This is a genomic window from Streptomyces sp. NPDC051561 (assembly GCF_044454195.1).
In the GTDB taxonomy this organism is placed as follows: Bacteria; Actinomycetota; Actinomycetes; order Streptomycetales; family Streptomycetaceae; genus Streptomyces.
In genome coordinates, this window is record NZ_JBITDM010000014.1 from 158,153 (window position 1) to 183,398 (window position 25,246).

22 protein-coding genes are annotated in these 25,246 nt (G+C 71.1%); 16 read left to right on the forward strand and 6 right to left on the reverse strand.

What is annotated here, in order from left to right; genetic code table 11:
- Positions 1-54: 54 nt before the first annotated feature.
- The 4 genes from ACIA73_RS27630 to ACIA73_RS27645 form a co-directional block, all read right to left on the reverse strand.
- The gene (locus ACIA73_RS27630) at positions 55-141 is read right to left on the reverse strand and encodes an Ms5788A family Cys-rich leader peptide (RefSeq protein WP_399441508.1); all 87 of its coding nucleotides are present in this window, start codon (positions 139-141) and stop codon (positions 55-57) included.
- Positions 142-354: 213 nt separating this feature from the next.
- On the reverse strand, positions 355-1,050 hold the full coding sequence (locus ACIA73_RS27635) for a DUF2993 domain-containing protein (protein WP_399441446.1): 696 nt from the start codon (positions 1,048-1,050) through the stop codon (positions 355-357).
- 138 nt (positions 1,051-1,188) lie between these two features.
- A complete protein-coding gene (locus ACIA73_RS27640) occupies positions 1,189-2,643 on the reverse strand; it encodes a hypothetical protein (protein WP_399441448.1) in 1,455 nt (484 codons plus the stop codon).
- A gap of 7 nt (positions 2,644-2,650) precedes the next feature.
- On the reverse strand, positions 2,651-2,905 hold the full coding sequence (locus tag ACIA73_RS27645) for a MoaD/ThiS family protein (protein WP_399441449.1): 255 nt from the start codon (positions 2,903-2,905) through the stop codon (positions 2,651-2,653).
- A 628-nt stretch (positions 2,906-3,533) separates the two neighbouring features.
- Here ACIA73_RS27645 and ACIA73_RS27650 point away from each other — a divergent pair.
- The 5 genes from ACIA73_RS27650 to ACIA73_RS27670 all read left to right on the forward strand — a co-directional run bounded on the left by ACIA73_RS27650 (position 3,534) and on the right by ACIA73_RS27670 (position 9,032).
- Positions 3,534-4,331 (forward strand): winged-helix domain-containing protein, encoded by a 798-nt coding sequence (locus tag ACIA73_RS27650; RefSeq protein ID WP_399441450.1) that lies wholly within the window; start codon positions 3,534-3,536, stop codon positions 4,329-4,331.
- 185 nt (positions 4,332-4,516) lie between these two features.
- Positions 4,517-5,539: a LacI family DNA-binding transcriptional regulator gene (locus tag ACIA73_RS27655; RefSeq protein WP_399441451.1), complete on the forward strand. Its 1,023-nt coding sequence runs from the start codon at positions 4,517-4,519 to the stop codon at positions 5,537-5,539.
- Positions 5,540-5,653: 114 nt separating this feature from the next.
- Positions 5,654-6,712, forward strand: coding sequence for a S1C family serine protease (locus tag ACIA73_RS27660; protein WP_399441452.1), 1,059 nt, complete (start codon positions 5,654-5,656; stop codon positions 6,710-6,712).
- A 137-nt stretch (positions 6,713-6,849) separates the two neighbouring features.
- On the forward strand, positions 6,850-7,620 hold the full coding sequence (locus tag ACIA73_RS27665; RefSeq protein ID WP_399441453.1) for a response regulator transcription factor: 771 nt from the start codon (positions 6,850-6,852) through the stop codon (positions 7,618-7,620).
- Positions 7,617-9,032 carry an ATP-binding protein gene (locus ACIA73_RS27670; protein WP_399441454.1) on the forward strand — a complete coding sequence of 472 codons (1,416 nt, stop codon included), beginning with the start codon at positions 7,617-7,619 and terminating at the stop codon, positions 9,030-9,032. Before ACIA73_RS27665 ends, ACIA73_RS27670 begins: the two co-directional genes overlap by 4 nt.
- Positions 9,033-9,104: 72 nt before the next feature.
- On the opposite strand, the gene ACIA73_RS27675 is transcribed toward ACIA73_RS27670, so the two are convergent.
- Entirely contained in the window at positions 9,105-9,941 is an 837-nt protein-coding gene (locus tag ACIA73_RS27675) for an aldo/keto reductase (protein WP_399441455.1), read from the reverse strand.
- Between the two features lie 204 nt (positions 9,942-10,145).
- Between ACIA73_RS27675 and ACIA73_RS27680 the strand changes: the two genes are divergently transcribed.
- Positions 10,146-11,780 (forward strand): ABC-F family ATP-binding cassette domain-containing protein, encoded by a 1,635-nt coding sequence (locus tag ACIA73_RS27680; protein ID WP_399441456.1) that lies wholly within the window; start codon positions 10,146-10,148, stop codon positions 11,778-11,780.
- Positions 11,781-11,837: 57 nt separating this feature from the next.
- Here ACIA73_RS27680 and ACIA73_RS27685 read toward each other — a convergent pair whose 3' ends face one another.
- A complete protein-coding gene (locus ACIA73_RS27685; RefSeq protein WP_399441457.1) occupies positions 11,838-13,673 on the reverse strand; it encodes a bifunctional metallophosphatase/5'-nucleotidase in 1,836 nt (611 codons plus the stop codon).
- Positions 13,674-14,047: 374 nt separating this feature from the next.
- Here ACIA73_RS27685 and ACIA73_RS27690 point away from each other — a divergent pair, with 374 nt between their 5' ends.
- The 10 genes from ACIA73_RS27690 (at position 14,048) to pstS (ending at position 25,193) form a co-directional block, all read left to right on the forward strand.
- On the forward strand, positions 14,048-15,247 hold the full coding sequence (locus ACIA73_RS27690) for an acyltransferase family protein (protein ID WP_399441458.1): 1,200 nt from the start codon (positions 14,048-14,050) through the stop codon (positions 15,245-15,247).
- The gene (gene mshD, locus ACIA73_RS27695; protein WP_399441460.1) at positions 15,237-16,178 is read left to right on the forward strand and encodes a mycothiol synthase; all 942 of its coding nucleotides are present in this window, start codon (positions 15,237-15,239) and stop codon (positions 16,176-16,178) included. Before ACIA73_RS27690 ends, mshD begins: the two co-directional genes overlap by 11 nt.
- A gap of 92 nt (positions 16,179-16,270) precedes the next feature.
- Positions 16,271-16,684, forward strand: coding sequence for a GntR family transcriptional regulator (locus ACIA73_RS27700; protein WP_399441509.1), 414 nt, complete (start codon positions 16,271-16,273; stop codon positions 16,682-16,684).
- Entirely contained in the window at positions 16,681-17,604 is a 924-nt protein-coding gene (locus ACIA73_RS27705; RefSeq protein WP_399441461.1) for an ABC transporter ATP-binding protein, read from the forward strand. Before ACIA73_RS27700 ends, ACIA73_RS27705 begins: the two co-directional genes overlap by 4 nt.
- A complete protein-coding gene (locus ACIA73_RS27710; protein ID WP_399441462.1) occupies positions 17,601-18,545 on the forward strand; it encodes an ABC transporter permease in 945 nt (314 codons plus the stop codon). The genes ACIA73_RS27705 and ACIA73_RS27710 overlap by 4 nt, the downstream gene beginning before the upstream one ends.
- Positions 18,542-19,570, forward strand: coding sequence for an ABC transporter permease (locus tag ACIA73_RS27715; RefSeq protein WP_399441463.1), 1,029 nt, complete (start codon positions 18,542-18,544; stop codon positions 19,568-19,570). The genes ACIA73_RS27710 and ACIA73_RS27715 overlap by 4 nt, the downstream gene beginning before the upstream one ends.
- A gap of 276 nt (positions 19,571-19,846) precedes the next feature.
- Positions 19,847-22,312 (forward strand): RNA degradosome polyphosphate kinase, encoded by a 2,466-nt coding sequence (locus tag ACIA73_RS27720; protein WP_399441464.1) that lies wholly within the window; start codon positions 19,847-19,849, stop codon positions 22,310-22,312.
- Positions 22,299-23,336 (forward strand): CHAD domain-containing protein, encoded by a 1,038-nt coding sequence (locus tag ACIA73_RS27725; RefSeq protein WP_399441465.1) that lies wholly within the window; start codon positions 22,299-22,301, stop codon positions 23,334-23,336. Before ACIA73_RS27720 ends, ACIA73_RS27725 begins: the two co-directional genes overlap by 14 nt.
- Complete coding sequence (locus ACIA73_RS27730; RefSeq protein WP_399441466.1) at positions 23,333-23,749, forward strand: NUDIX hydrolase; 417 nt, start codon at positions 23,333-23,335, stop codon at positions 23,747-23,749. Before ACIA73_RS27725 ends, ACIA73_RS27730 begins: the two co-directional genes overlap by 4 nt.
- A gap of 313 nt (positions 23,750-24,062) precedes the next feature.
- Positions 24,063-25,193 (forward strand): phosphate ABC transporter substrate-binding protein PstS, encoded by a 1,131-nt coding sequence (pstS, locus tag ACIA73_RS27735; RefSeq protein WP_399441467.1) that lies wholly within the window; start codon positions 24,063-24,065, stop codon positions 25,191-25,193.
- The last annotated feature ends 53 nt before the right edge of the window (positions 25,194-25,246 follow it).

The following is a 25,246-nucleotide window of genomic DNA, read 5'->3' on the forward strand; positions in this document are numbered from 1 at the left end:
CAAATCACCCTGGGGAAGCGGGAGTTGAGGGGCTCTGCCCGTCAGTGGTCCGGCTCAGACGGCGGGGCGACAGAGCATGGCGGCGACGCGGCACAGGTCTACTGCCCGCCGCTTCGTGAGGTCCGCCTGTCGCTGCTGCATGGGTCCGATCGTAGGGAAGTACGGGCAGCCATGTCACCGGCGTGTCGAATAGTGAGACGAGATCGTCCGGATAGTGGGATACGAGAAGGGGCCGGGATGTCGTTCCCGGCCCCTGGTACCGCCTGCGTGCCTGGTTGTCCTGCGGACTGGACTGCGATGTCTCGCCATCCGGCCGGAGGGGCCTCGGCCCCCGTCCGGCCGGAGGGGGGGCGGTCAGCCCGCCAGGTGGACGTTGGTGCCGGTGACGCCGATCTCCACGCCGGTCTCGACCGGGGTGACCTTGTCGAGCTTGAGACCGTTCGGCAGGCCGCCGATCTGCCGCACGAAGTCGATCTTCTTGCGGATCATGCCTTCGAGGGCCGGGATGCCCTGGCCCGGCACCTCGTCGGCGTGCACGGAGATCGCCTTGCCGCCGTCCTGGAGGGCGACCGTCGAGTTCACACTGCGGGAGATCTCCCGGCCGAGGACCGAGACCGTACCGGTGACCTTGACCTTGCCGTTGCCGCCGTAGCCGACCTTGACGTCCTTGTCGCCCGCCGCGCGCGTCAGGTCGGCGTAACTGATCACTGCCGTGCCGGTGGCGCTGGCCGCGGTCGCGGAGGAGAAGTTGCCCGAGAGGACGACGTCGTGGAGTTCGGCGGTCATCTTGCCGAGCTTGAGCTTCTTGCCCTCGGCGCTCGCCTCGACGCCCTCGATGGTGACATCGACCTGGTCGAGTTCCTTGGCGAGGATCTGGGTGAGGAAGGGGAAACCCTTGATGTCGATCTGCGGCTCGGCCGAGAGACCCTGGCTGGTGCGAACCTTGGCCGCCACCTCGGATTCGGCGTAGTTGACCGCAAGCCGGTCGACGGCGACGAAGATCCCGCCGAGGATCACGCCAAGAATCAGAAGTATGCGTAGTGCGCGCATTGTCGCTGTGTCCCCCGCGTTCGTCGGCCCCCGTACTGAGGGTGAGCCTAACCGCTGGGGTTCGCGCCATTCCCGGGAACGATCAGGTCAGCTTCGCTCGCTTCGGCCGTTCCCGGGAATGCGCGGTGTACGGGGGGATCAGGCGAACGCCCGGCCCAGCATGTACACGGCGGGCGCGGCCAGCGCGAGCGGCAGCGCCACCCCGGCCGTCATGTGCACGAACTTCGACGGGTAGTCGTACGCCGCCACCCGCAGCCCGACCAGCGCGCACACCCCCGCGCCGAGACCGATCACCGCACCGCCGCCACCGAGCCCGTTCGCGCCACCGGCGGCGATGCCCGCGCCCGCGGCGGCGAGCAGGGCGACGGCGACCGAGGCCGGCGTGGGCAGCGGCAGCGCACGGGCGACCACTGCCGCCGCGACCGCGGCCCCGCCGACCGTCGTGGCCTTGCTGTCGGCCGCGAGCAGCCCGGAGGCGACCACGGTGAGCGCGGCGGTGGTGACGCCGGCCGTCAGGGCGTACATCCGCTCGTCGGCGGGCATCCGGTTGCGCAGTTGCAGTACGAGGGTGAGCAGCACCCACACCCCGAGGGTGCCGAGGATCGCGGCGGGTGCGTGCTCGGCGTCCACCGCGAGGATCGCGACATCCGCGATCAGCCCGCCGAGGAAGGCCAGCGCGATGCCCTGCCTGGCCGGCCACATCCCGTTCAGCCGGAACCATCCGGCCGCCGTCACCGCTTGCAGCAGCACCACGGGCACCACCACAGCGAACGGCCCGAAGACGGCCGCGGCGGCGAGGAGCGCCGCCAGCACCGCGGTGATCAGGGCGGGCCTCATCCCCGGGTCGATGATCGGCGAGCGGCCCTCGGCACGGGCGCGCTGGGCGTCGGTGACGCGTGCGTTGCCGCGGGTCGCCGGGGAGGTGTAGGCGGGGGGCATGTCGTAGGGGGCTTGGGCGGGGGCGCCGGTGTGGTGGGAGGCCTGGTGGGAACCCTGGCCGGATCCCTGCTGGGGGGCCTGGTCGTAGCCCTGCTGGGGGGCCTGGCTGTGGCTTTGGCCGGGTCCCTGGCCGTACGGCGCCGGGCCGTTGTGGGCGGGCTCGGGACCCGGTTCGGCGGCGGGGGTGTGCATCGGGACCTCGGGCGGCAGGGGGTACGAACCGGAGGGGCCGGCGATGTTCTGCGGCGGAAGGTAGGCCGTGTCGGTGGCGGCCTGGTAAGGCTGCCGGCCCGGCTGGCTCTGGTGGCCGGGCTGCATGTGCTGGCTCTGGTGGGCCTGCTGCCCTTGTTGGCTCTGCTGGCTCGGCTGCCCCTGGTGGCCCTCCTGGAACTGCGGGCCCTCCTGGCCCTGCTGCACCGGCTGCCCTTGCTGGAACTGCTGGCCCTGCTGCACCGGCTGGTACTGGGTGTCCCAGGTCTGCCCCTGCCAGCTCTGCGTGGCGTACGGGTCCTGGGCGTACGGGTCCTGGGCGGCGGCCGGGTCCTGGAACTGCTGTTCCGGGAGGGGCTGGTCACCGTACGGGGGTTCCCCGTAGGAGGGGTCGCCGTACGGGGCCTGCCCGTACGGGTACTGGTGATCGTTGTTGCTGCTCATGGTCCGGTCATCCTCCTGCGAACGGCGGGAGCACCTCGACCGTGCCGCCCTCGGCCAGCCGTACCGTCCCATGGTCACGAGTGCCGACGGGGTTGCCGTCGATCAGGAACGAGCACCGCTGGAGTACCCGGACCAGTTCACCGGGGTGCCGGCCGCGGACCGCGTCCAGTGCCTCGGCGAGGGTGTCGGCCGAGTAGGGCTCCTCGCCGGTGCCTGCGGCGGCCTTGGCGGCGGCCCAGAAGCGGATGGTGCCAGTTGCCATGGCGGCGGCTCCTTTGGTCTCGTCAGCTGTCCATGATGGGCCATGGGGCCGGGACCGATGACGGTGATGGGCCGGGGTGGGGCGGGGGCGGTGGGGCGGGTGCGGCTCCGCCGGGCGCCGCCCGGGCCGGCTCCTGCGACCCGGAGTGCCCCCACGCCCCCGCACGCTTCCGTGCGCCCCCCGTGCCCGCTTTCCCCGGGGTGAACCCCGTTTCACCCCTACTCCGGCCGTACAACGGGCCACGCGCCGGTGTACGGGAGTGATCAAGCGCACGGCCAACGCCTCCGCCAGGTGGGCTATTCTGCTGGGCAGAGGACTCGGGCAGCGACGCCCCCGGGTCCTTTTGTGCTTTCCGGAAGACCTAAAGGTCCGGGAAAGAACAGGGCAAGAGAGCGGGAAAACGGGCAGGTCGGACTCCGGGGCGCGGGGCCCGTCCGCCTAGCAATGAAGCAGTACCGCAGCAGTGAACGCAGTACCGCAGTACGAAGCAGTGCCGTAAACGTCCTCGCAGGGACCGAGGAGGAACCGACGTTATGGGCGAGCGAACCGTGCACCAATCGAAAACGACGAACCGACGGGCGGCCGGGCGAATGCCCCGGCGGACGACCGGGCGAGCAGGTGGGGCTCGATGAGTTCCCTGCTGCTCCTCACCAATGCCCTCCAGCCGTCGACGGAGGTGCTTCCCGCCCTCGGCCTGCTGCTGCACAGTGTGCGGGTCGCCCCCGCCGAAGGCCCCGCCCTGGTGGACACCCCGGGTGCGGACACCATCCTGATCGACGGCCGCCGTGACCTCCCGCAGGTCAGGTCGCTGTGCCAGCTGCTGCGCTCCACCGGGCCCGGCTGTCCGCTGATCCTGGTGGTGACGGAGGGCGGACTGGCCGCCGTCACCGCGGACTGGGGCGTGGACGACGTACTCCTGGACACGGCGGGACCGGCCGAGGTCGAGGCCCGGCTGCGGCTGGCGACCGGCCGGCAGAACCTGGCCGCGGACGACATCCCCACCGAGATCCGCAACGGCGACCTCTCGGTCGACGAGGCGACGTACAGCGCCAAGCTCAAGGGCCGGGTCCTGGACCTGACCTTCAAGGAGTTCGAGCTGCTGAAGTACCTGGCCCAGCACCCGGGCCGGGTCTTCACCAGGGCGCAGCTCCTCCAGGAGGTCTGGGGGTACGACTACTTCGGCGGCACCCGCACGGTCGACGTCCACGTACGACGGCTGCGCGCCAAGCTCGGCGTGGAGAACGAGTCGCTGATCGGCACTGTCCGCAACGTCGGATACCGCTTCGTCGTCCCGGAGAAGGTCGAGCGCGCGGCGGAGGAGGCCAAGGCCGCCGAGAAGCAGCACAGCAACCGCGAGGCGGAGAAGGCCCGGGCCCGGGCCTCGGCGTCGGTGGCCCGCTCCACGGAGACACCGGCGGCGGACTAGCGGACCGGGCGGGCGGGACTGCCCGCGCAGACGGACATGGCGGGGCCGCGGCGGCCGGACACACCGGCCGTCTCGCCCCGCGCCCGTTCGGCCGAATCGCCCGTACCGGATGAACCAGTAGCAAGTCACCCCGGTCCTTGGGACGACCGGCCTGTGACCTGGTCTCTCCGCGTAGACTCCTGCGCGTGGCCAAGGTGACGCGGGACGATGTGGCACGACTGGCGGGGACTTCGACCGCGGTCGTCAGTTACGTCATCAACAACGGACCGAGGCCGGTCGCCCCGGCCACGCGCGAGCGTGTCCTCGCCGCGATCAAGGAACTGGGCTATCGCCCGGACCGGGTCGCCCAGGCGATGGCGTCCCGGCGCACGGACCTCATAGGCATGATCGTGCCGGACGCCCGGCAGCCGTTCTTCGCGGAGATGGCGCACGCGGTCGAACAGGCCGCCGCCGAGCGCGGAAAAATGGTGCTGGTCGGCAACTCGGACTACCGCAACGAGCGCGAGGTGCACTACCTCCGCGCCTTCCTCGGCATGCGCGTCTCCGGCCTGATCCTGGTCAGCCAGGGCATGACCGAGAGCGCGGCGGCCGAGATCGACGCGTGGGACGCCCGGGTGGTCCTGCTGCACGAGCGCCCGGAGGCCATCGACGACGTCGCGGTCGTCACGGACGACGTGGGCGGCGCCCAGCTCGCCACCCGCCACCTCCTCGAACACGGTTATGAGTACGTCGCCTGCCTCGGCGGCGTCGAGTCCACCCCGTCCGTCGGCGACCCGGTCGCCGACCACGTGGAGGGCTGGCGGCGGGCGATGCGCGAGTCGGGCCGCCCGACGGAGGGCCGGCTGTTCCCGGCTCCGTACGACCGCTACTCGGCGTACCAGGTCGCCCTCGATCTGCTCGCCGGCCCCCAGCGCCCGCCCGCCATCTTCTGCTCCACCGACGACCAGGCGATCGGCGTGCTGCGGGCCGCCCGCGAGCTGCGTATCGACGTGCCCGGGGAGCTGGCGGTCGCCGGCTTCGACGACGTGAAGGAGGCGGCTCTCACCGATCCGCCGCTGACCACGGTGTCGTCGGACCGGCCCGCGATGGCCCGTGCGGCGGTGGACCTGGTTCTGGACGACGGGCTGCGGGTCGCCGGGTCGCGGCGTGAGCGGGTGAAGCAGTTCCCGTCGGCGCTGATCGTCAGAAGGTCGTGCGGCTGCGCGTAGCCGCTGTGGAACCGGCGTCTCGGCGCAGGCTCTTACATCGGGCATACGGGAATCTGCCGGGCTTCTTAACCTGCCCTCAGACTGTTCTCATCCAACGGGCGCACGCTCATGAACATGACGAACGAGACGAACCCGCAGCCGCCGATGCCGCCGTCGCAGACCCCCTCGTACGCGGGCTTCCCGCCGCCGCCCGAGCACCCTCCCACCGCGCATCGCCGCCGCGCCCGCCGCCCGGTGGCGCTGCTCGCCGCCGTGGCGATCGTCGCGGCGAGTGTGGGCGGCGGGGCCGCGTACCTCACCGGGCAGTACGTCGGCGGAGGCGACGGCAACGGATACGGCACCGGTGCCAACGGCACCAACGTCTCCCAGTCCAGCATGGGCACCGTCTCGGGCGTGGCCGAGTCCGTCGGACCCGCCATCGTCGAGATCAGCGCCCAGTCCTCGGCGGGCGCCTCCACCGGCTCCGGCGTGATCATCACCGCGGACGGCGAGATCGTCACCAACAACCACGTGGTGGCCGGCGCGGACTCGGTCAAGGTGACCCTGTCCACCGGCAAGTCGTACACCGCGAAGGTCGTCGGCACCGACCCCGACAAGGACCTCGCCCTGCTCAAGGTGCAGGGCGCGAGCAAGCTCCCCACCGCCAAGCTCGGCAGCAGCAAGGACGTCAAGGTCGGCGAACAGGTCGTGGCGATCGGCTCCCCCGAGGGCCTGTCCGGCACGGTGACCAGCGGCATCGTCTCCGCACTCGACCGCGACGTCACGGTCTCCAAGGACCAGGACAAGGGGCAGCAGCAGGGCCAGGGCGGTCAGGGCGACAGCGGCTGGCCGTTCGAGTTCGGAGGCGAGCGCTTCAATGGCGACACCGGCTCCTCCAAGACCACGTACAAGGCGCTCCAGACCGACGCCTCCCTCAACCCCGGCAACTCCGGCGGCGCCCTGATCAATATGCGCGGCGAGATCATCGGCATCAACTCAGCCATGTACGCCCCGAGTTCGGGCTCCGGCAGCAGTGCGGGCAGCGTCGGCCTCGGCTTCGCCATCCCCGTCGACACCGTCAAGAGCGACCTGGACAGCCTCCGCAAGGGCGGCAGCGGCGACACCGGCTCCTCCGCCGACGAGTCCCCGTCGTCCTCCGGCGACGGCAACCCCTTCGGCGGCTTCGGCACCTGAGTGCCCGCGTCCGAGGCCGGCCCGCGTGCCCGGCCGCCTTCCGGCGCCGGCCCGCCCGCCCCGCGGGCTCCCGCCCACCCCCCGTGCAAAGCTGGGCGGGACCGCAACGCCCCCGCCGGAGAACACCAGGAAGCCCGATGACCCCCGCGACCTCCGCCACTCCTCCCCCCGAGGACAGGGCCCACGCCACCGAGCGCATCCTCATCGTCGACGACGAACCGGCGGTACGGGAGGCGCTCCAGCGCAGCCTGGCCTTCGAGGGGTACGGCACGGAGAGCGCCGCCGACGGCATCGAGGCGCTGACCAAAGCGGCGACGTACGCCCCGGACCTGATCGTCCTGGACATCCAGATGCCGCGCATGGACGGGCTGACCGCCGCCCGGCGGCTGCGCCACTCGGGGGACACCACCCCGATCCTGATGCTGACCGCCCGCGACACGGTCGGCGACCGCGTCTCCGGCCTCGACGCGGGCGCGGACGACTACCTCGTCAAGCCCTTCGAACTGGACGAACTCTTCGCGCGGGTACGGGCGTTGCTCCGCCGCAGCTCGTACGCCGCCCAGGCCGGACTGCCCGCCGCGCCCGGCGACGTACTCACCTTCGACGACCTCCGGATGGACATGGTCACCCGCGAGGTCACCCGGGGCGGGCGCCAGGTCGAGCTGACCCGCACCGAGTTCACCCTCCTGGAGATGTTCCTCGCGCACCCCCGTCAGGTCCTCACCCGCGAGCAGATCCTGAAGTCGGTCTGGGGCTTCGACTTCGAGCCGTCGTCCAACTCCCTCGATGTGTATGTGATGTACCTGCGCCGCAAGACGGAGGCGGGCGGCGAGCCCAGGCTGGTGCACACGGTGCGGGGTGTGGGGTACGTCCTGCGCGGGGACGGTGGCACGGGGAGCGCCGGGTGACCTCGTTCGGACGGCGTTTGCGTGCCCTGCCGATCCGCTCGCGACTCGCCCTGCTGGTGGCGACGGCCGTCGCGGTGGCGGTGGCTGCGGTGGCGGCGGCGTGCTGGCTGCTGACGCGGGAGCAGTTGCGGGGCGAGCTGGACAACTCGTTGCGCAACATCAGCGCCCCCGCCTACCTCCTGCAGAGCACCTACGAGGAGTGCCTGCCCACCGGCCCACCGCCGGACCGCAACGCGCTGCCGGGCACCGCGTACCTCCAGATCGTCCAGGTGGACGGCAGTCGCTGCGTGGCCCGGGGCTCCACTCCGGTGAACGTGGTGCGCTCCGACGTACAGGTGGCCCTGCACCTCTCCTCGGAAGCCCTGCACGACGGCACCGACAGCCAGGGCCAGCCGGTCCGCGTGTACACCCAGCGCGACCGGGCCACCGGACTGACGTACTCCCTCTCCCGCCCCCTGAGCGAGACCGACAACTCCCTGAACCGCCTCGCCCTGGTGCTGCTCGCCGTCGCCGGACTGGGTGTTCTCGGCGCGGGCGCGGCCGGGCTGTGGATCGCCCGTACCGGCCTCAAACCGGTCGACCGGCTCACCGACGCCGTCGAACACATCGCGCTCACCGAGGACTTGACGGTACGCATCCCGGTCGAGGGCGAGGACGAGATCGCCCGCCTCTCCGCCTCCTTCAACGCGATGACCGCCGCCCTCGCCTCCTCCCGCGACCTCCAGTCCCAGCTCATCGCCGACGCGGGCCACGAACTCCGCACCCCCCTCACCTCGCTGCGCACCAACATCGAACTCCTCGCCCGCAGCGACGAGACCGGCCGCCCGATCCCCCCTGCCGACCGCAAGGCACTCCTCACCTCCGTCAAGGCCCAGATGTCCGAACTGGCCTCCCTCATCGGTGACTTGCAGGAACTCGCCCGCCCGGAGCCCGCCGCCGGCCACGCCCTCCCCCAGGTCACCTCCTGGCACGACCTCACCCGCATCGCCCTGGACCGCGCCCGCCTGCGCGGCCCCGAGCTCACCTTCGAGACGTCCCTGGCCCCCTGGTACGTCCGCGTCGAGCCCGCCGCCCTCGAACGCGCCCTGGTCAACATCCTCGACAACGCCGTCAAGTTCAGCCCCCCGCGCTCCACCGTCCAAGTCCGCCTCCACCTGGGCGAGCTGACCATCCGCGACCACGGCCCCGGCATCCCGCCCGCCGACCTCCCGCACGTCTTCGAACGCTTCTGGCGCTCCGAATCCGCCCGCGCCCTCCCCGGCTCCGGCCTCGGCCTCTCCATCGTCGCCCGCACCATCCGCGAGGCAGGCGGCGAGATCGCACTGCGCGCCCCGGCCGACGGCGGCCCCGGCACAGAGGCAGTGGTCCGCCTCCCGGGCGCCCCCACCCCACCCCCGGCCGAGGTGCCCTAACCCCTCACCACGCCCAACCCCGTCAGCCCGCCTGCCCCCCACCCCCCCCGGCCTCACCCGCACAACGGCCCCCTACGCCCCCGCCAGCCCATCCAGCCTCCTCCGCTGCCCCGCACTCAACCGCACACCCCCCGTCCCCACGTTCTCCTCCAGATGCCCCAGACTCGCCGTCCCCGGAATCGGCACCACCACCGGCGACCGCGCCAGCAGCCAAGCCAGCGCCACCTGCGTGGCAGTCACCCCCAACTCCCCGGCCACCGCCGCGATCTCCTCCCGCTCCCCCGCCTTCCCCCAGGCCACAGGCCGCCACGGCAGGAACGCGATGCCCGCCGCCTCGCACGCCTCAAGCACCGGCTCGTGCCCCCGGTCCAGCACGTTGTACTGGTTCTGCACACTCGCGATGTCGACGATCCCGCGCGCCTCCGCCAGCTCTGCGGCCGTCACCTCCGAGAGTCCGATCCGCCCGATCTTCCCCTCGTCCCGCAGCTCCCCCAGCGCCCCGAGCTGATCCGCGAGCGGCGTGTCCGGGTCGATCCGGTGCAGCTGAAGCAGCTCGATCCGCTCGACGCGCAGCCGCCGCAGCCCCTCCTCCACCTGCTTCCGCAGCGACGCCGGCGTCGCCTCGTACCGCCACTCCGCGCCCGGCGACGACCGCACCACCCCCACCTTGGTCGTCACGACCACACCCTCCGGATACGGATGCAGCGCCTCGGCGACCAGCTCCTCGTTCGCCCCCGCCCCGTACAGGTGCGCGGTGTCGATCAGCGTGACGCCCAGCTCGACGGCCCGCCGCAGGACCCCCACCGCCCCCTTCCGGTCCCCCTCCGGTTCCGTGGGCAACCGCATCGCCCCGAACCCGATCCGCCCCACTTCCAGATCCCCACCTATACGAAAGCTGCCCGCCGCCATCCGAACCCCACTCCCCTGCCCCGTCGATGAACTCGCCACGCTAACAGCGCTGTTGGGACTCCACCGGAACTCATTCGGAGCTCACCCGGAGCTCACCCGGAGCTCACCCGGGGCCCAGGGCAAAACCAACGAGACGCATCGTCTTGCGAAACCGCGCCCCGCGCGCTACCTTCCTCAAAGCGAGACGTTACGTCTCGCCAGTCAATGTCCCCTACGAAAGGCCCCCACTTGTTCCCAGCAGCGCCCACCACCACCGCCACCCCCGCCACCCCCGCCTCCCAACTCGCCGCCGTCGACCTCACCAAGCGCTACGTCGACCAACTCGTCCTGGACCGCGCCTCCTTCACCGTCCGCCCCGGCGAGAAGGTCGGCGTCGTCGGCGACAACGGCTCCGGCAAGTCCACGCTCCTGCGCCTGCTGGCCGGCCAGGAGCACCCCGACAACGGCGCCCTCACCGTCACCGCTCCCGGCGGCACCGCCCACCTCGCGCAGACCCTCGACCTGCCGCCCACCGCCACCGTCGGCGACGCGATCGACCTCGCCCTCGCCGATCTCCGCGAGCTGGAGCGACGTATCGCCGCCGCCGAGGCGACCCTCACCGAGTCGACCCTCGGTGCGTACGACGCCCTGCTCACCGCGTACGACGCGCGCGGCGGCGCCGACGCAGACCGCCTCGTCGACGTCACCCTCCGCGACCTGGGCGAAGCGGCAGCCCTGGACCGCACCCGTCCCCTGGGTACCCTCTCCGGCGGGCAGCGCTCACGCCTCGCCCTCGCCGCCGCACTCTCCTCAGGCGCCGAACTCCTCCTCCTGGACGAGCCCACCAACGACCTCGACGACACCGCCGTCCGCTGGCTGGAGAACCGGCTGCGCGCTCACCGCGGCACCGTCGTCACCGTCACCCACGACCGCGCCTTCCTGGAACGGGTCACCTCGACCATCCTCGAAGTGGACGGCGACACCCACACCGTCCACCGCTACGGCGACGGCTACCCCGGCTTCCTCGCCGCGAAGGCCGCGGCGCGGGCCCGCTGGGCACGCGAACACGAGGAGTGGAAAGCGGAGTTGGCCCGCCACAGCGCCCTCGCCGAGAGCAACGGCGGCGCACTCGCCGCCATCCCCCGCAAGGGCGCCCGCGGCTTCAGCGGCGCCGGCGCCTTCCGCGCCCGCTCCCGCACCCACGGCGCGATGAGCCGCATCCGCAACGCCCACGAACAGCTCCACCGCCTCACCACCCACCCCGTCCCCCCGCCCCCGGAGCCTTTGCGGTTCACCGGTCGGATCGAAGGCGGCACGGACGGTGCCGTCGAGCTAACGGACGTACGGGTGGCGGGACGGCTGCACCTGCCCGGCACGGTAGCCCTGGAGCCCGGAGCGCGACTGCTCCTCACCGGCCCCAACGGGGCGGGAAAATCAACCTTGTTGGACGTACTCGCAGGCCGCCTCGCCCCCGACTCCGGCACCGTCGTGCGCCCCGCCCGCGTCGGCCACCTGCGCCAGGACACCCCACCCGGCGACAACCGCACCGCCCGCACAGCCCTCGGCGAGCAGCGCGTCGAACTCCTCCTGGACCACGGGCTCTTGAGCAGGCACGACGCCAACCGCCCGCTCTCCGCCCTCTCCGTCGGCCAACGCCGCAAGCTCGCCCTCGGCGCCCTGATCGCCGCCCCCGTCGACCTCCTCCTCCTCGACGAACCGACCAACCACTACTCCCCCGCCCTGGTGGAGGAGCTGGAAGCCGCCCTGGCGACGTACCCCGGCACCCTGGTCATCGCCTCCCACGACCGCCGCCTGAGGGAGCGATTCACCGGTGACACCCTCACGCTCGGGGCCCGCTAGACACCGAAGGGGCGGCACACCGGTAGGTGTGCCGCCCCAACTGACCTGCTGATAGACCTACTTGACGATGTTGATCCGCCCCGCCGCCGGCGGTGTGATCGGCTTGTCGGCGGTGGAGTTCGCGGCCAGGTAGGCGTTGAAGACATCCAGGTCGGAGGCCGCGTTGAGCTTGTTCTTGCCGAGAGCGAGGGCGGGGAAGTTGTCGCCGCCGCCTGCCAGGAACTCGTTCATCGCGACGCGGTAGGTCTTGGCCGGGTCGATGGCCTCACCGTTGAGCTTGATGGTGGCGGCGTCGATGCGGTCGGCGCCGGTCTTGGTCAGGTCGAGGGTGTAGGTGAGGCCCTTGGAGATCTGGAGGATCTTCGGGGAGGCCTCGTTGCCGCCGCTGACCTGCTGCTTGAGGGCCGCGATGAGGTCGGCGCCGGTGAGGTCGACGACGTTCATCAGGTTGGTGAAGGGCTGCACGGTGAAGGCCTCGCCGTAGGTGACCACGCCGTCCCCTTCCGCGCCCGACGCCTTGAAGACGAGGTCCGAGCGGATGCCGCCCGGGTTCATGAGCGCGAGCTGCGCGCCGCCCTTGTCGGCGGCGGACAGGCCCTGCTGCTGGGCGTCGGCGATGAGACTGCCGAGGGGCTTCTCCAGCTCCGTCGAGCCACGGCCGTTGATGTCGGCGGAGATGAAGCCCTGGGGGCGGTTGGCGATCGGGGCGGCGAGGACGTTCCAGCGCTCGATCAGCGACCTCATGTCCTTGCCCAGCTTCTTGGCCTCGGGCTGGTCACGGGTGACGATGTGGTTGCGCGAGCTCGGCGACTTGGCCGCCGTGCGGACGATGTCCTTGGTACGGCGGTCGTAGGTGAGCGTCGTCTCCGTGTAGACCTTGCCGAAGGAGGCGGCCGACGTCACCAGGCGGGGGTTGCCCGCCGGGTCGGGGATGTTGCAGACGTAACTCTGGTGGGTGTGGCCGGTGACCAGCGCGTCGACCTTGGGGCTGATGCCCTTGGCGATGTCCTTGATCGGACCCGAGACGCCGTCGCCGGGGCCGGGGCTGTCGCAGTTGTAGTCGTACGTGGAGGAGGCGGGTGCGCCGCCCTCGTGGATGAGCGCGACGATGGACTTCACGCCCTGCCGGTCGAGCTCCTTGGCGTACTTGTTGACCGTCTCGATCTCGTCGTGGAACTTGAGTCCCTTGACGCCTGCGGCGGTGACGATGCCCGGGGTGTTTTCGAGCGTGACGCCGATGAAGCCGATCTTGACACCGTTCTTCTTCCAGACGGTGTACGGCTTCAGGAGCGTCCTGCCGGACCGCTCCTTGGTGACGTTCGCCGAGAGGTACGGGAAGTCGGCGCCCTGGAACTTCTTGGGCTTGCCCTTCCAGTCCTTCTCGTAGCAGCCCTCGGTGGGGTGGCAGCCGCCGTTCTGGATGCGCAGGAGTTCCGCCGAGCCCTCGTCGAACTCGTGGTTGCCGACGGACGTCACGTCGAGCTTCATCTTGTTCAGGGCTTCGACGGTGGGCTCGTCGTGGAAGAGCCCGGAGAGCATGGGGCTTCCGCCGATCATGTCGCCCGCGGCGGCCGTGACCGAGTACTCCTTGCCGGCGCGAGCCTTGCGCAGGCTCGTCGCCAGGTGCTCGACGCCGCCCGCGTCGACCGTGCCGACCTTGCCCGAGGAACCGGCCGGGGGCTCCAGGTTGCCGTGCAGGTCGTTGAGGGAGAGGAGTTGCACGTCGACGGTCCGGCCGTTGCCGGAGCCGGGACCACCGTTCCCGTGGCCGTTCCCGCTGCCGCCGTGCGCGGCGGCCGGCATCGCGGCGACGAGCGCGCCAACGGTGGTGAGTCCGGCGGCGGCGAGGAGTACGCGCCGCGCCGCGCGGTTCGGACGAGAGTTCGCTGACATCTGTCCCCTAATGAGTTCAGCGTGAAGGGTGAGGGCTGCGTTCGGCAGCCTAAGGTCGACGCGCGTAGCGCAACAGGGGGTGACGGGTTACGAGGTGGTTTCCGTTGGGGGAGATCACTTGAGACCGGGGCCCGAGACGTTTTTACGCGGAAGGGGACGGTGGAACCTACCCACCCACCCCACCTCTTCGCGGGTGTGCGCGTGCGTGCGTGGAAGCGCCGGCAGCCCCCTGCGCCGCCCCCTCCACACCCCGCACACCCACACGCCCACACACCTGCACAGGGCAGAACCGCGGCCCCCGCGCTCAATCCAGGGAGGAGAGGGTTTTCCGTTCTATACATGAACGGAATGAAATCGGACAGAAAGGGCAGGCCGTGAGTAAATCCGAGACCTTGAGTCCGCTGCTCGAACCTCTCGCCCCCAGCAGACCGTCCGCACCGTCCCTTCCGGTCAGCTCGCCCCGCAACGGCCGCCCCGCGCGGGTACTCGCCCTCGACGGGCTGCGTCTGACGGCCGCGCTCATGGTGGTCATGTACCACTTCGTCAATCGGGACGGGGCCTGGGCGGCAGAGCCCGGAGAGCTGTTCCCGTACCTTTCGGCGTTGACCGCGTACGGCTGGCTCGGTGTTCAGCTCTTCTTTCTGATCAGTGGGTTCGTCATCTGCCTGAGCTGCTGGGGCCGGTCACTCGGCGACTTCTTCACCTCCAGGGTGGTGCGGCTCTTCCCCGCGTACTGGTGCGCGATGGCCGTCACCGCCACGGTGCTCCTGCTGACCACGGGGCGGCGGGCGCTTCCGCCGTGGTCGGACGTGTTCGCCAATGTGACGATGCTTCAGCAACCTCTCGGCGCGCAGCACATCGACGGCGTCTACTGGTCGCTCTTCGCCGAGCTGCGCTTCTACGTCCTCTTCGCGGCGCTGGCCTGGTGGGGGCTGACGTACCGGCGGGTGCTGGGGTTCTGCTGGGTGTGGGTGGTGGCGAGCATGCTGCTCGCCCCCGCCGATGCCGGTCCCGCCCGCATGCTGGTGATGCCCGAGCACAGCTGGTACTTCATCGCGGGCATCGCCTTCTACCTGATCCACCGCTTCGGGCCGAACCTGCTGCTGGTGGGGCTGGTCGTGGTGTGCTTCTGCGCCTGTCTGCCGGGGCTCCACGACGCCTGGGCGAACACACCGGACTTCACCGGTCAGGCGGTCCCGTTCTGGCCGGTCGCGGTGATCCTCGCCGGGGGTTTCGGCGCGATGACGCTGGTCGCCACGGGCCGGCTGACCTGGATCCAGTGGCGCTGGCTGCCGTACGCCGGGGCACTGACGTATCCGCTCTATCTGCTGCACCAGAACATCGGCCGCCGGATCATCCGGCTCCTGGAACCCCACCTCACGCCGTACGCCGTTCTGACGCTGGCCGTCCTGACCCTGCTGACGGCCTCCTGGCTGGTGCACCTCCTGGTGGAGAAGCCGGTGGGACGACGGCTCAAGCACGGCATGACCAAGGCCGCGTCGCAGGTGCGCGCCTGCGACCGCGCCCCGCTCCCGGCACCCGCGCAGCCGTACGCTCGACCCCATGACGAATGACGCAGCCGCCGCCCCCGGCACACCCCAGGTCCGTACCCTCGACGCACTCGACGAGCGCCAGGTCGCCGACGTACTCGCCCTCCTCAGCGCGGCCGCGCAGGCCGACGGCGCGCAGGCCGTCTCCGAGCAGGGGCGGCTCGCGATCAAGGGCGGGCACCGGCAGGGGGTCTCGCATCTGCTGGCGTACGACGACGGCGGGGTGCTCGTCGGGTACGCGCAACTGGAGGACACCGATCCGGTGGAGGCGCCGGCCGCCGAGCTGGTGGTGGATCCGGAGCGGCGGGGCAAGGGGTACGGGCGGGCGCTCGGGGACGCGCTGCTGACCGCTTCGGGGCGGCGGCTGCGGGTGTGGGCGCACGGCGGGAAGTCGGCGGCGCGGCATCTGGCGCAGGTGCTCGGGCTGAGTCTGTTCCGTGAACTGCGGCAGCTGCGGCGGCCTTTGGGGCCGGTAGAGACGCTGGACATCAAGGAGCCCAGCTACCCGGCGGGCGTCCGGGTGCGGACCTTCGAGCCCGGGAAGGACGACGCGGCGTGGCTGGCCGTGAACGCCGCCGCCTTCGCGCACCACCCCGAGCAGGGGGCACTGACCCAGCGCGACCTGGACGACCGGATGGGTGAGGACTGGTTCGACCCGGCGGGGTTCTTCCTCGCCGAGCGGGAGGCGGACGGGACGATTCTCGGCTTCCACTGGACGAAGGTGCACCAGGAGGAGCAGCTGGGCGAGGTGTACGTCGTCGGGATCGCGCCGGACGCGCAGGGAGGCGGGCTGGGCAAGGCGCTCACCGCGACGGGCCTGCGCCACCTCGCGGCCCAGGGGCTGCCGACCGCGTCGCTGTATGTGGACGCGGACAACGTGGCGGCGGTGACCGTGTACGAGCGGCTCGGTTTCACTACGTACGAGACGGACCTGATGTATCGCACCGAGTCATGACATAGCACCGCACCACGGAGGGGCCGGTTGACACTGGCCCCTTCTTTGCATCACCCTTTCACTACTTGATTAGTGAAAGGGGGGTGAGCGCGATGGTCGAGTACCGCATCGACCGGCGCAACGGCGTCGCCACCTACCTCCAGATCGTCCAGCAGACCAAGCACGCGCTGCGGCTCGGCCTGCTGGAGCCGGGAGACCAGCTCCCCACCGCCCGCGCGGTGGTGGAGGCCACGGCGATCAACCCGAACACCGTGCTCAAGGCGTACCGCGAGCTGGAACGGGAGGGCCTGGTGGAGGCCAGGCGCGGGATGGGGACGTTCGTGACCCGGTCCCTGGGGGCCGTGCAGCCCGCCGATTCGGCGCTGCGCGAGGAATTGAAGGAGTGGGGGAAGCGGGCTGCGGCGGCCGGGATGGACCGGGACGACGTGGCCGCGCTCTTCACCTCCGTACTGGACGGGATCTTCACCGAAGACACCGCTGGAAACGCTGAAGGGGAGCAGGGATGACGGCGACTGCCGCAATAGAGGCGGCCGGCCTCGGCAAGAGGTACGGGCGGCTGGGGAAGTGGGCCGTACGGGACTGTTCGTTCCGGCTGCCCCAGGGACACATCTGCGCACTGGTCGGCCCCAACGGAGCAGGAAAGTCAACGCTGTTGGCGCAGTTGGCGGGGCTGCTGCGGCCGAGCGAGGGTGTCGTACGGGTACTGGGGAAGGCCCCGGGCGAGATGCGCGACCGGGTGTCGTTCCTGGCGCAGGAGAAGCCGCTGTACGGGCAGTTCACCATCGCGGAGACGCTGCGGATGGGACGCGAGCTGAATCCGCAGCGGTGGGACGACGCGCGGGCCGAGCGGATCGTGGGGGACGGCGGGCTGGAACTCGGGCTGAAGGTGAGGGAGTTGTCCGGCGGCCAGCGCACCCGGGTGGCCCTGGCGCTGGCGCTCGGCAAGCAGCCCGAGCTACTGCTCCTGGACGAGCCGATGGCCGATCTGGACCCGCTCGCCCGGCACCAGCTGATGGGGAACCTGCTGGCGGAGGCGGGGGAGAGTGGGACCACCGTGGTGATCTCGTCGCACATCCTGGCCGAACTGGAGGGTGCCTGCGACTACCTCTTCCTGATGGAGGGCGGCCGGGTACGGCTCGGGGGCGAGACGGAGGAGCTGCTGGGGGCGCACGCGCTGCTGAGCGGGCCGGTGGCGGAGCTGGATCCGAACACCACGGTCGTCGAATCCCGGGTGACGGGGCGCCAGATGACCGCCCTGGTCAGGAAGGACGGTGAGATCGGGGGGAGTTGGGAGTCCGTCGAACCGACCCTGGAGGAACTGCTGCTCGCGCACATGCGCTCGCCGGAAGCGCCCGCACTGCTGGCGCCCAGTGCGGAGCCGCGCGCGCTGGCCCACATCGACCGGAAGGCGGGGGCTGCCGCATGAGCGCACTCACTTTGCACGGACCTCGCTGGGTGACGATGCGTCAGCACCGCGCAGCCATCAAGGCGTTCGCGATCGTCGTGCTCCTCGCGGCACTCGCCGTCACCGCCTTCCTGATCGTCTCGGGCATCGCCGAACCGAAGACCGATCTCGCGTCGCAGTCCGAGGGCGCCATGACCGCGCTCCTCAAGCAGGCCACCACCCCCCTCACGCTGCTCCCTGTCCTGGTCGGGGCCTTCGTGGCGGGGCCGCTGGTCGCACGGGAGCTGGAGTCGGGGACGTACACCTGGCTGTGGACGCAGTCCGTCTCCCCGGCCCGCTGGCTGGCCGCCAAGCTGGCGGTGGTGACGGCGGTGGTGCTCAGCGGGTCGGCCGTGCTGGTGGTGCTGTTCCGGGTGGCCAGGAGCGGCCTTTCGGAGACCTCTCTGTTCAGCCTGACCTGGTACGACACCGCGTACGAGATGCTCGGCCCGGTCGCGGTCGTGCAGTGCGCGCTGGGTATCGGCGTGGGCACGCTGGTGGGGCTGCTGGTGCGCCGGACGGTTCCGGCGATGGTGACGGCGGGGCTCGCCGTGCTGGCGACGCAGATGCTGTTCGCCGGCGTACTGCGGGACCTGCTGTGGCCGGTGGAAACCGTCCTGTCCAAGGAGCAGCTGGCCACCGGTCTTCCCAGTCCCGGCATTCAGATCATCGAGGACGGCATGCTGACCGCCTCCGGCGAACGGATCCTCTGGTCCACCTGCTACGGCCCGACCGGGGTCGGCGACACGCCGGAGGGCTGCATGACCAAGCTCGGCGGCGTCCAGCACTTCACCGACGTACACCCAGAGTCGCACTTCTGGCCGCTGCAACTCATCGAGAGCGGACTGCTGTTGGTGCTCGTGGCGATCACGGTGACGGTGGCGTTCCGGGTACTGGGGAAGCGGTACGGGAGCGGGGCGTGAGCGCGCCGACGGCACCGAAGGAGCAGCAGGGAGCCCGGTCGGGTGACCCGGCGGGCCGCCTGCTGCGACGACTGGGCCGGGTGCAAGTGACGCAGCACCGAAAGGCGTTGTGGACGTCCGCAGTGGTGGTGGTGCTGACAGTCGCCGTGGCCGGGGGGCTGCGGGGATGGCGGGAGGTTTCGGGGGGCACACTCGACGGGATCTTCCGGGGCCCGGCGCTGCTGGGCCAGCTCACCACTCTCGTCGGCGCCTCCCTCACTCTGCTCCCGTTGGCCATCGGCGCGTTCGTCGCGGGGCCGATGATCGCGCGGGAGCTGGAGTCCGGGACGTACAAGATCGCCTGGACGCAGTCCGTGTCACCGGCCCGGTGGCTGACGGCGACGCTGGCGGTCGTCCTGGCGGGGACGGTGGTGGCGCTGCCGCTGCTGATGCTGGCCTTCGGGCTGATGCGGGGGGCGTTCACCGGTGCGGACCGGCCCTACGCCAAGTTCTTCTGGCACAACACCACGGTCTACCAGTCCCTGGGGCCGGTAGCCCTGGGGTACGCCCTGCTGGGACTGGCCGCAGGCGCCCTGATCGGGCTGCTGGTACGGCGGACGCTGGTCTCCGCCGTGGTGACGGTGGGCGCGGTCGGGGCCGTGATGCTGGTGATGCAGTGGCTGCGCGAAGGGCTGTGGCCGACGCGGACCCGGCTGGGGGACGGTGCGGCGGAGACCGCCGAGGGTTACCAGCCCGAGCTGTGGGGGCACGGCGGGGGCTGGCAGACGGCCGCGGGGGTCCGGGTCGACACCGAAGCCTGCTATGCGGTGTCGGCGGGGGACGGGAAGCGCGAGTCGAACCCGGACGCCTGGACCTCGGCCTTCGACCGGTGCGTGGCCGACCGGGGCGGTGTCACCCAGTACTTCGACTACCACTCCGAAGCCGACTTCCTGCCGCTCCAACTGGTGGAAACCGCAATCCTGTTGGGCCTCGCGGCCCTCCTGACACTCGCCGCGTACCGCGCGCTGCGGAGGCTGCACGGCTAGGCATGTGCTCGGCAGGACCCGACAGGGGCAGGAAGTACGACGGGGTGGTTGCCCCGGGCAGCGGGAGCCCGGGGCAACCACCCCGTTCCCGTACCCCGTCTGTCCCCGTTCCCGTACCCCATCCGCCCCCGCCCCGGCCCTCCCATGCCACCTCCCCGTAACCCCCCATTCAGACACCCTTGCGAAGCTCGCTCAATGCGACCCCACGCGTCCCCACCCCACGCAGCGCTCTATTTCGGCGCGCCCGCCGAGGGTCCCACGCGGAAGAATGGGGCCATGAGCCAGCAGCCGAAGCCCCGCGCCAGCGCCGAGGTCCCCGTTCAGCACGCGCAGCCGTCGCCGAACGCGGAGCCGCCGCAGCCCACGCCCCAGCCGCAGGCTCATACCGAGGACCGGGACAAGGGCCAGGACAGAGACCGGGACAAAGGCCGGGACAAAGCCCGGGACCGGGACCGAATCGCGGACCGCGAGAGGGCCCTCCACCGCGACTGGGACCACGACCGCACCGACACCCCCGCCCCCGGCCGCCCCCAGCCCTCCGTGGGCTCCATAGCCTCCCACCGTCTGCACGCCCGCAACGGCTCCACCGGCAGTTCCCCCGGCCTGGACCCCGACCTCGACGCGGACGTCGACATGTACGAGGAATCCGAGGACGCCCACGGCGACGGCACCCGCGCCCCGCTCCCCCAGGGCCGCTTCCTGGACCGCGAGCGCAGCTGGCTCGCCTTCAACGAGCGAGTCCTCGAACTGGCCGAGGATCCGGCGACCCCCCTCCTCGAACGGGCTAATTTCCTGGCGATTTTCGCCAGCAACCTGGACGAGTTCTTCATGGTCCGGGTGGCCGGCCTCAAGCGCCGCATCGCGACCGGTGTCGCCTCCCGTTCCGCCTCGGGCCTCCAGCCCCGCGAGGTCCTGGACCAGATCTGGACCCGCTCCCGCGAACTCATGGCCCGGCACGCCGCCTGCTACCAGCAGGACATCTCGCCCGCCCTGGCCGACGAGGGCATCCACCTGATCCGCTGGCCGGACCTCACGGAGAAGGAGCAGGCCCGCCTCTTCACCCTCTTCCGCCAGCAGATCTTCCCGGTGCTGACCCCCCTCGCGGTCGACCCGGCCCACCCCTTCCCGTACATCTCCGGCCTCTCCCTCAACCTGGCCGTGGTCGTCCGCAACCCGGTCTCCGGCCACCGCCACTTCGCCCGCGTGAAGGTCCCGCCGCTGCTCTCCCGCTTCCTGGAGGCGTCCCCCGAGCGCTACGTACCGCTCGAAGACGTCATCGCGGCGCACCTCGAAGAGCTCTTCCCGGGCATGGAGGTCCTCGCCCACCACATGTTCCGGGTGACCCGCAACGAGGACCTGGAAGTGGAGGAGGACGACGCCGAGAACCTCCTCAAGGCCCTGGAGAAGGAGCTGATGCGGCGCCGCTTCGGGCCGCCGGTGCGCCTGGAGGTCGAGGAGTCCATCGACCCGTACGTACTCGACCTGCTGGTAAGGGAGTTGAAGGTCTCGGACGCCGAGGTCTACCCGCTTCCCGGCCCGCTCGACCTCACCGGTCTCTTCGGCATCTCCGGGCTGGACCGCCCCGAGTTGAAGTACCCGCGCTTCCTCGCGGGCACCCACCGCGACCTCGCCGAGGTGGAGTCCGCCTCCGCGCCCGACATCTTCGCTGCGCTGCGCGAGCGCGACGTACTCCTGCACCACCCCTACGACTCCTTCTCCACCTCCGTCCAGCTCTTCCTGGAGCAGGCGGCGGCCGACCCCGACGTACTGGCCATCAAGCAGACGCTGTACCGGACCTCGGGCGATTCGCCGATAGTCGACGCACTGATCGACGCCGCCGAGTCCGGCAAGCAGGTCCTGGTACTGGTCGAGATCAAGGCCCGTTTCGACGAGCAGGCCAACATCAAGTGGGCGCGGAAGCTGGAGGAGGCGGGCTGCCACGTCGTCTACGGCCTGGTCGGGCTGAAGACGCACTGCAAGCTGTCGCTCGTGGTACGGCAGGAGGGCGACACCCTGCGCCGCTACTCCCATGTGGGAACCGGCAACTACCACCCGAAGACGGCCCGGCTGTACGAGGACCTGGGGCTGCTCACCACGGATCCGCAGGTCGGCGCCGACCTCTCCGACCTCTTCAACCGCCTGTCCGGCTACTCGCGCCGCGAGACCTACCGACGGCTGCTCGTCGCCCCCAAGTCCCTGCGCGACGGCCTGATCTCACGCATCAACAAGGAGGCCGTCCACCACCTGGCCGGTCGTCCCGCCTTCGTCCGGATCAAGGTCAACTCGATGGTCGACGAGGCGATCATCGACGCGCTCTACCGGGCTTCGCAGGCGGGGGTGCCGGTCGACGTGTGGGTACGGGGCATCTGCGCGGTACGCCCCGGGGTCACCGGACTCTCGGAGAACATCCGGGTGCGGTCCGTCCTCGGCCGCTTCCTGGAGCACTCCCGGGTCTTCTCCTTCGGCAACGGCGGCGAGCCCGAAGTGTGGTTCGGCAGCGCGGACATGATGCACCGGAACCTGGACCGCCGGATAGAGGCGCTGGTACGGGTGACCGACCCGGCGCACCGGGCGGCGCTCAGCCGCCTCCTGGAGACCGGCATGTCGGACACCACCTCCTCCTGGCACCTCGGCCCGGACGGCAACTGGACCCGCCACTCGACGGACGCGGACGGACATCCCTTGCGCCATGTACAGGAAATGCTGATCGACGCCCGGAGGCGCCGACGTGCCACACCATGACATCGATGCGGTGCCGGGACGCCCGGCAGCACCAGCTCCGGAGCACGGGGAACTGGTCCCCTATCTGCACGGGCAGGCCGCCGAGTTCCTGCGGGCGCTGCGGCGGCACCGGGAGGGTTCCGAGGCCACCGACCCCGAGCTGTCGACGCGCTCGGCGCTGGACATGCGGCGGGCCGCACGGCGGATCGGCGGGGCGCTGCACACCTTCCGGCCACTGACCGACCGGGCCTGGTCGGACCCGCTGCGGGGCGAACTGGCCTGGCTCTCGGGGACGTTGGCCCGCGAGCACGCGCACGCCGAGCAGCTGGGGCGGCTGCTGGAGGGGTTGCAGCAACTGGGAGAGCCGGGCCCGGTGCCGGCCCAGGGCTCCCCCCGTAACGCCACCTCCCGTAACGGAGCGTCGCCCGCGCCTCCCTCGCCCCCCGCACCCTCCCGCGAGACCACCCTCGGCATCGCCAGGGCCGGCGCCCTGCTGGAGCGGCAGCTCACCCTGGCCCGGACCCGCGCGCACTCCGCCGCACTCCAGGCGCTGGGCTCCTCCCGGTTCCACGCGGTGGCCGACGCGGTGGCGGTGCTCGCCTCCGAGGCACCGGTCGCACCCGACGACCCGGCCCCCTACGCGGCACACGCCGCCCACCGGCTGACCGAAGCGGTGGCCGTACTCCCGCTGGGTCGCGCGGCCCGCCCGTACAACGCGGAAGCCGTCCACGAGGGCCAGGACTCCCCCTGGCACCAGGTCCGTCTGCTGCTCCGCCTGCACCGGTACGCCCAGGAGGTCACCGGCGGCGACACCACTGCCCTCGCCGAGGCCAGCCGCACCCTGGACCGGCACCGCGACGCCGCCGAGGCCGCCTCGGCGGCGGCAGCCGCGGCCCGTACCGCCCGGATCGCCCCGGCCACGGCGTACGCGCTCGGGGTACTCCACTCCCAGCAGCGCCACGAGGTGGAGGCGGCCCGGTTCGCCTTCCAGCGCCAGTGGCGGCTCGCGGCAGGAACACCGACGAGGGAGGCAGTGTCGGGATGAACCCCGTAGGGACGACGGTGCTCGCGGCGGGCTGCGTGCTGTGGCGGCGCTCCCCGTACGACGACGGCATCGAGATCTGCCTGGTGCACAGGCCCCGTTACGACGACTGGTCGTACCCCAAGGGCAAGCTCAAACGCGGCGAGGACCCGCTGACGGGGGCGCTGCGCGAGGTCCTGGAGGAGACCGGCTTCCGGTGCGCGCCGGGGGCCCGGCTACCCACGGTGCGTTACGTCGCCCACGGCCGCCCCAAACAGGTCGACTACTGGGCCGCCGAGGCCACCACCGGCCACTTCGTACCCAACGACGAGGTGGACCGCCTGCTGTGGCTCCCGCCTGCCGCCGCCCGCAACCGTCTCAGCCAGCCCCGCGACCGGCCCCTGGTCCGCGCACTGCTGGCCGCGGTCGGGCCGTAGGGCCCGGGAGCACTCCGAGGCGCCTCGCCCCCGCCGCCCGGTGCGGCGGGGGTCTTCGTGCTGTCCGGGGCCTTCGTGCTGTCCGGGTCCTGTCCAGGACCTGACCTCTGATCCGGCCCCCCTGAACGCCCGCCACGGTTCACCTCGCGTTCACTCTCCCCCATAGGCCGCTTCACCTGTTCTGCCTAATTTCGTACTTGCGAGGCAACGGCCACCCGGCCGGAAACCTCTCCAGACCAAGTACCGACATAGCGCCACATCCCCGCATGCCGCCCGCCGCAAGGGCCGGGCCCCCGGAAGGAACCAGAGAGTGATGAAGCTCCAGCGCAAGAACCGGCTCCGCGCCACCGCAGTCGGCGCCCTCGCCGTCTCCGGCGCCCTGCTCCTCACGGCGTGCGGCTCGGACAACAACACCGGCTCCACCGGTGGCACCGCCAACTCGGCCTCCGCCAAGAACGTCAAGTGCGACGGCGCCAAGGGCAAGCTGCTCGCCTCCGGCTCCTCCGCGCAGAAGAACGCCATGGACCTCTGGGTCAAGAACTACATGGCCGCCTGCGAGGGCGTGGAGATCAACTACAAGTCCTCCTCCTCGGGTGAGGGCATCACCAACTTCACCGCAGGAACGGTCGGCTTCGCCGGTTCCGACTCGGCGCTGAAGCCCGAAGAGGTCGCGGACTCGAAGAAGATCTGCAAGTCCGGCCAGGGCATCAACCTGCCGATGGTCGGCGGCCCCATCGCGATCGGCTACAACCTGCCCGGTGTCGACAGCCTGGTCCTCGACGCCTCCGCCACCGCCAAGATCTTCAACAACCAGATCAAGAAGTGGAACGACCCGGCGATCGTCAAGCTGAACCCGGACGCCAAGCTGCCGGACAAGGAGATCCAGTCGGTCCACCGCTCCGGCGACTCGGGCACCACGCAGAACCTGGGCAAGTACCTGGGCAAGGCCGCCCCCAACGACTGGAAGTACGAGGCCGAGAAGAAGTGGCCCGCTCCCGGCGGCCAGGGCGCGAACGGCTCCGCAGGTGTCGCAGCCCAGGTCAAGCAGGTGGAAGGCTCCATCGGCTACTTCGAGCTGAGCTACGCGACCTCGCAGTCCATCCCGACCATCAAGGTCAGCACGGGCGCCGCGGCCCCCGTCGCCGCCACCTCGGAGAACGCGTCCAAGGCGATCGCCGCCGCCAAGGTCAAGGGCACCGGCAAGGACCTGGCGCTCAGCCTGGACTACACGACCAAGGCCGAGGGCGCGTACCCGCTGGTCCTGGTCACGTACGAGATCGTCTGCGACTCCGGCAACAACGCGGACTCGCTGGCCAACGTGAAGTCCTTCCTCGGCTACACGGCCTCGGACGAGGGCCAGAAGATCCTCTCCGACAACGGCTACGCGCCGATCCCCGCCGAAATCAACACCAAGGTCCGCGAGATCGTCGCCGGCCTGAAGTAACCCTCCCAGGGGGCGGCCTCACCGCCGCCCCCTGCTCGCTATACCGCCGCCCC

Coding starts and splice junctions, on each gene's coding strand:
- ACIA73_RS27720 (WP_399441464.1), top strand. CDS start 19,847: ATGAGCCAGCAGCCGAAGCCCCGCGCCAGCGCCGAGGTCCCCGTTCAG.
- mshD (WP_399441460.1), top strand. CDS start 15,237: ATGACGAATGACGCAGCCGCCGCCCCCGGCACACCCCAGGTCCGTACC.
- ACIA73_RS27675 (WP_399441455.1), bottom strand. CDS start 9,941: ATGGCGGCGGGCAGCTTTCGTATAGGTGGGGATCTGGAAGTGGGGCGG.
- ACIA73_RS27635 (WP_399441446.1), bottom strand. CDS start 1,050: ATGCGCGCACTACGCATACTTCTGATTCTTGGCGTGATCCTCGGCGGG.
- ACIA73_RS27710 (WP_399441462.1), top strand. CDS start 17,601: ATGAGCGCACTCACTTTGCACGGACCTCGCTGGGTGACGATGCGTCAG.
- ACIA73_RS27660 (WP_399441452.1), top strand. CDS start 5,654: ATGACGAACGAGACGAACCCGCAGCCGCCGATGCCGCCGTCGCAGACC.
- ACIA73_RS27650 (WP_399441450.1), top strand. CDS start 3,534: ATGAGTTCCCTGCTGCTCCTCACCAATGCCCTCCAGCCGTCGACGGAG.
- ACIA73_RS27630 (WP_399441508.1), bottom strand. CDS start 141: ATGCAGCAGCGACAGGCGGACCTCACGAAGCGGCGGGCAGTAGACCTG.
- ACIA73_RS27665 (WP_399441453.1), top strand. CDS start 6,850: ATGACCCCCGCGACCTCCGCCACTCCTCCCCCCGAGGACAGGGCCCAC.
- ACIA73_RS27700 (WP_399441509.1), top strand. CDS start 16,271: ATGGTCGAGTACCGCATCGACCGGCGCAACGGCGTCGCCACCTACCTC.
- ACIA73_RS27685 (WP_399441457.1), bottom strand. CDS start 13,673: ATGTCAGCGAACTCTCGTCCGAACCGCGCGGCGCGGCGCGTACTCCTC.
- ACIA73_RS27705 (WP_399441461.1), top strand. CDS start 16,681: ATGACGGCGACTGCCGCAATAGAGGCGGCCGGCCTCGGCAAGAGGTAC.
- ACIA73_RS27645 (WP_399441449.1), bottom strand. CDS start 2,905: ATGGCAACTGGCACCATCCGCTTCTGGGCCGCCGCCAAGGCCGCCGCA.
- ACIA73_RS27680 (WP_399441456.1), top strand. CDS start 10,146: ATGTCCCCTACGAAAGGCCCCCACTTGTTCCCAGCAGCGCCCACCACC.
- ACIA73_RS27640 (WP_399441448.1), bottom strand. CDS start 2,643: ATGAGCAGCAACAACGATCACCAGTACCCGTACGGGCAGGCCCCGTAC.
- pstS (WP_399441467.1), top strand. CDS start 24,063: ATGAAGCTCCAGCGCAAGAACCGGCTCCGCGCCACCGCAGTCGGCGCC.
- ACIA73_RS27730 (WP_399441466.1), top strand. CDS start 23,333: ATGAACCCCGTAGGGACGACGGTGCTCGCGGCGGGCTGCGTGCTGTGG.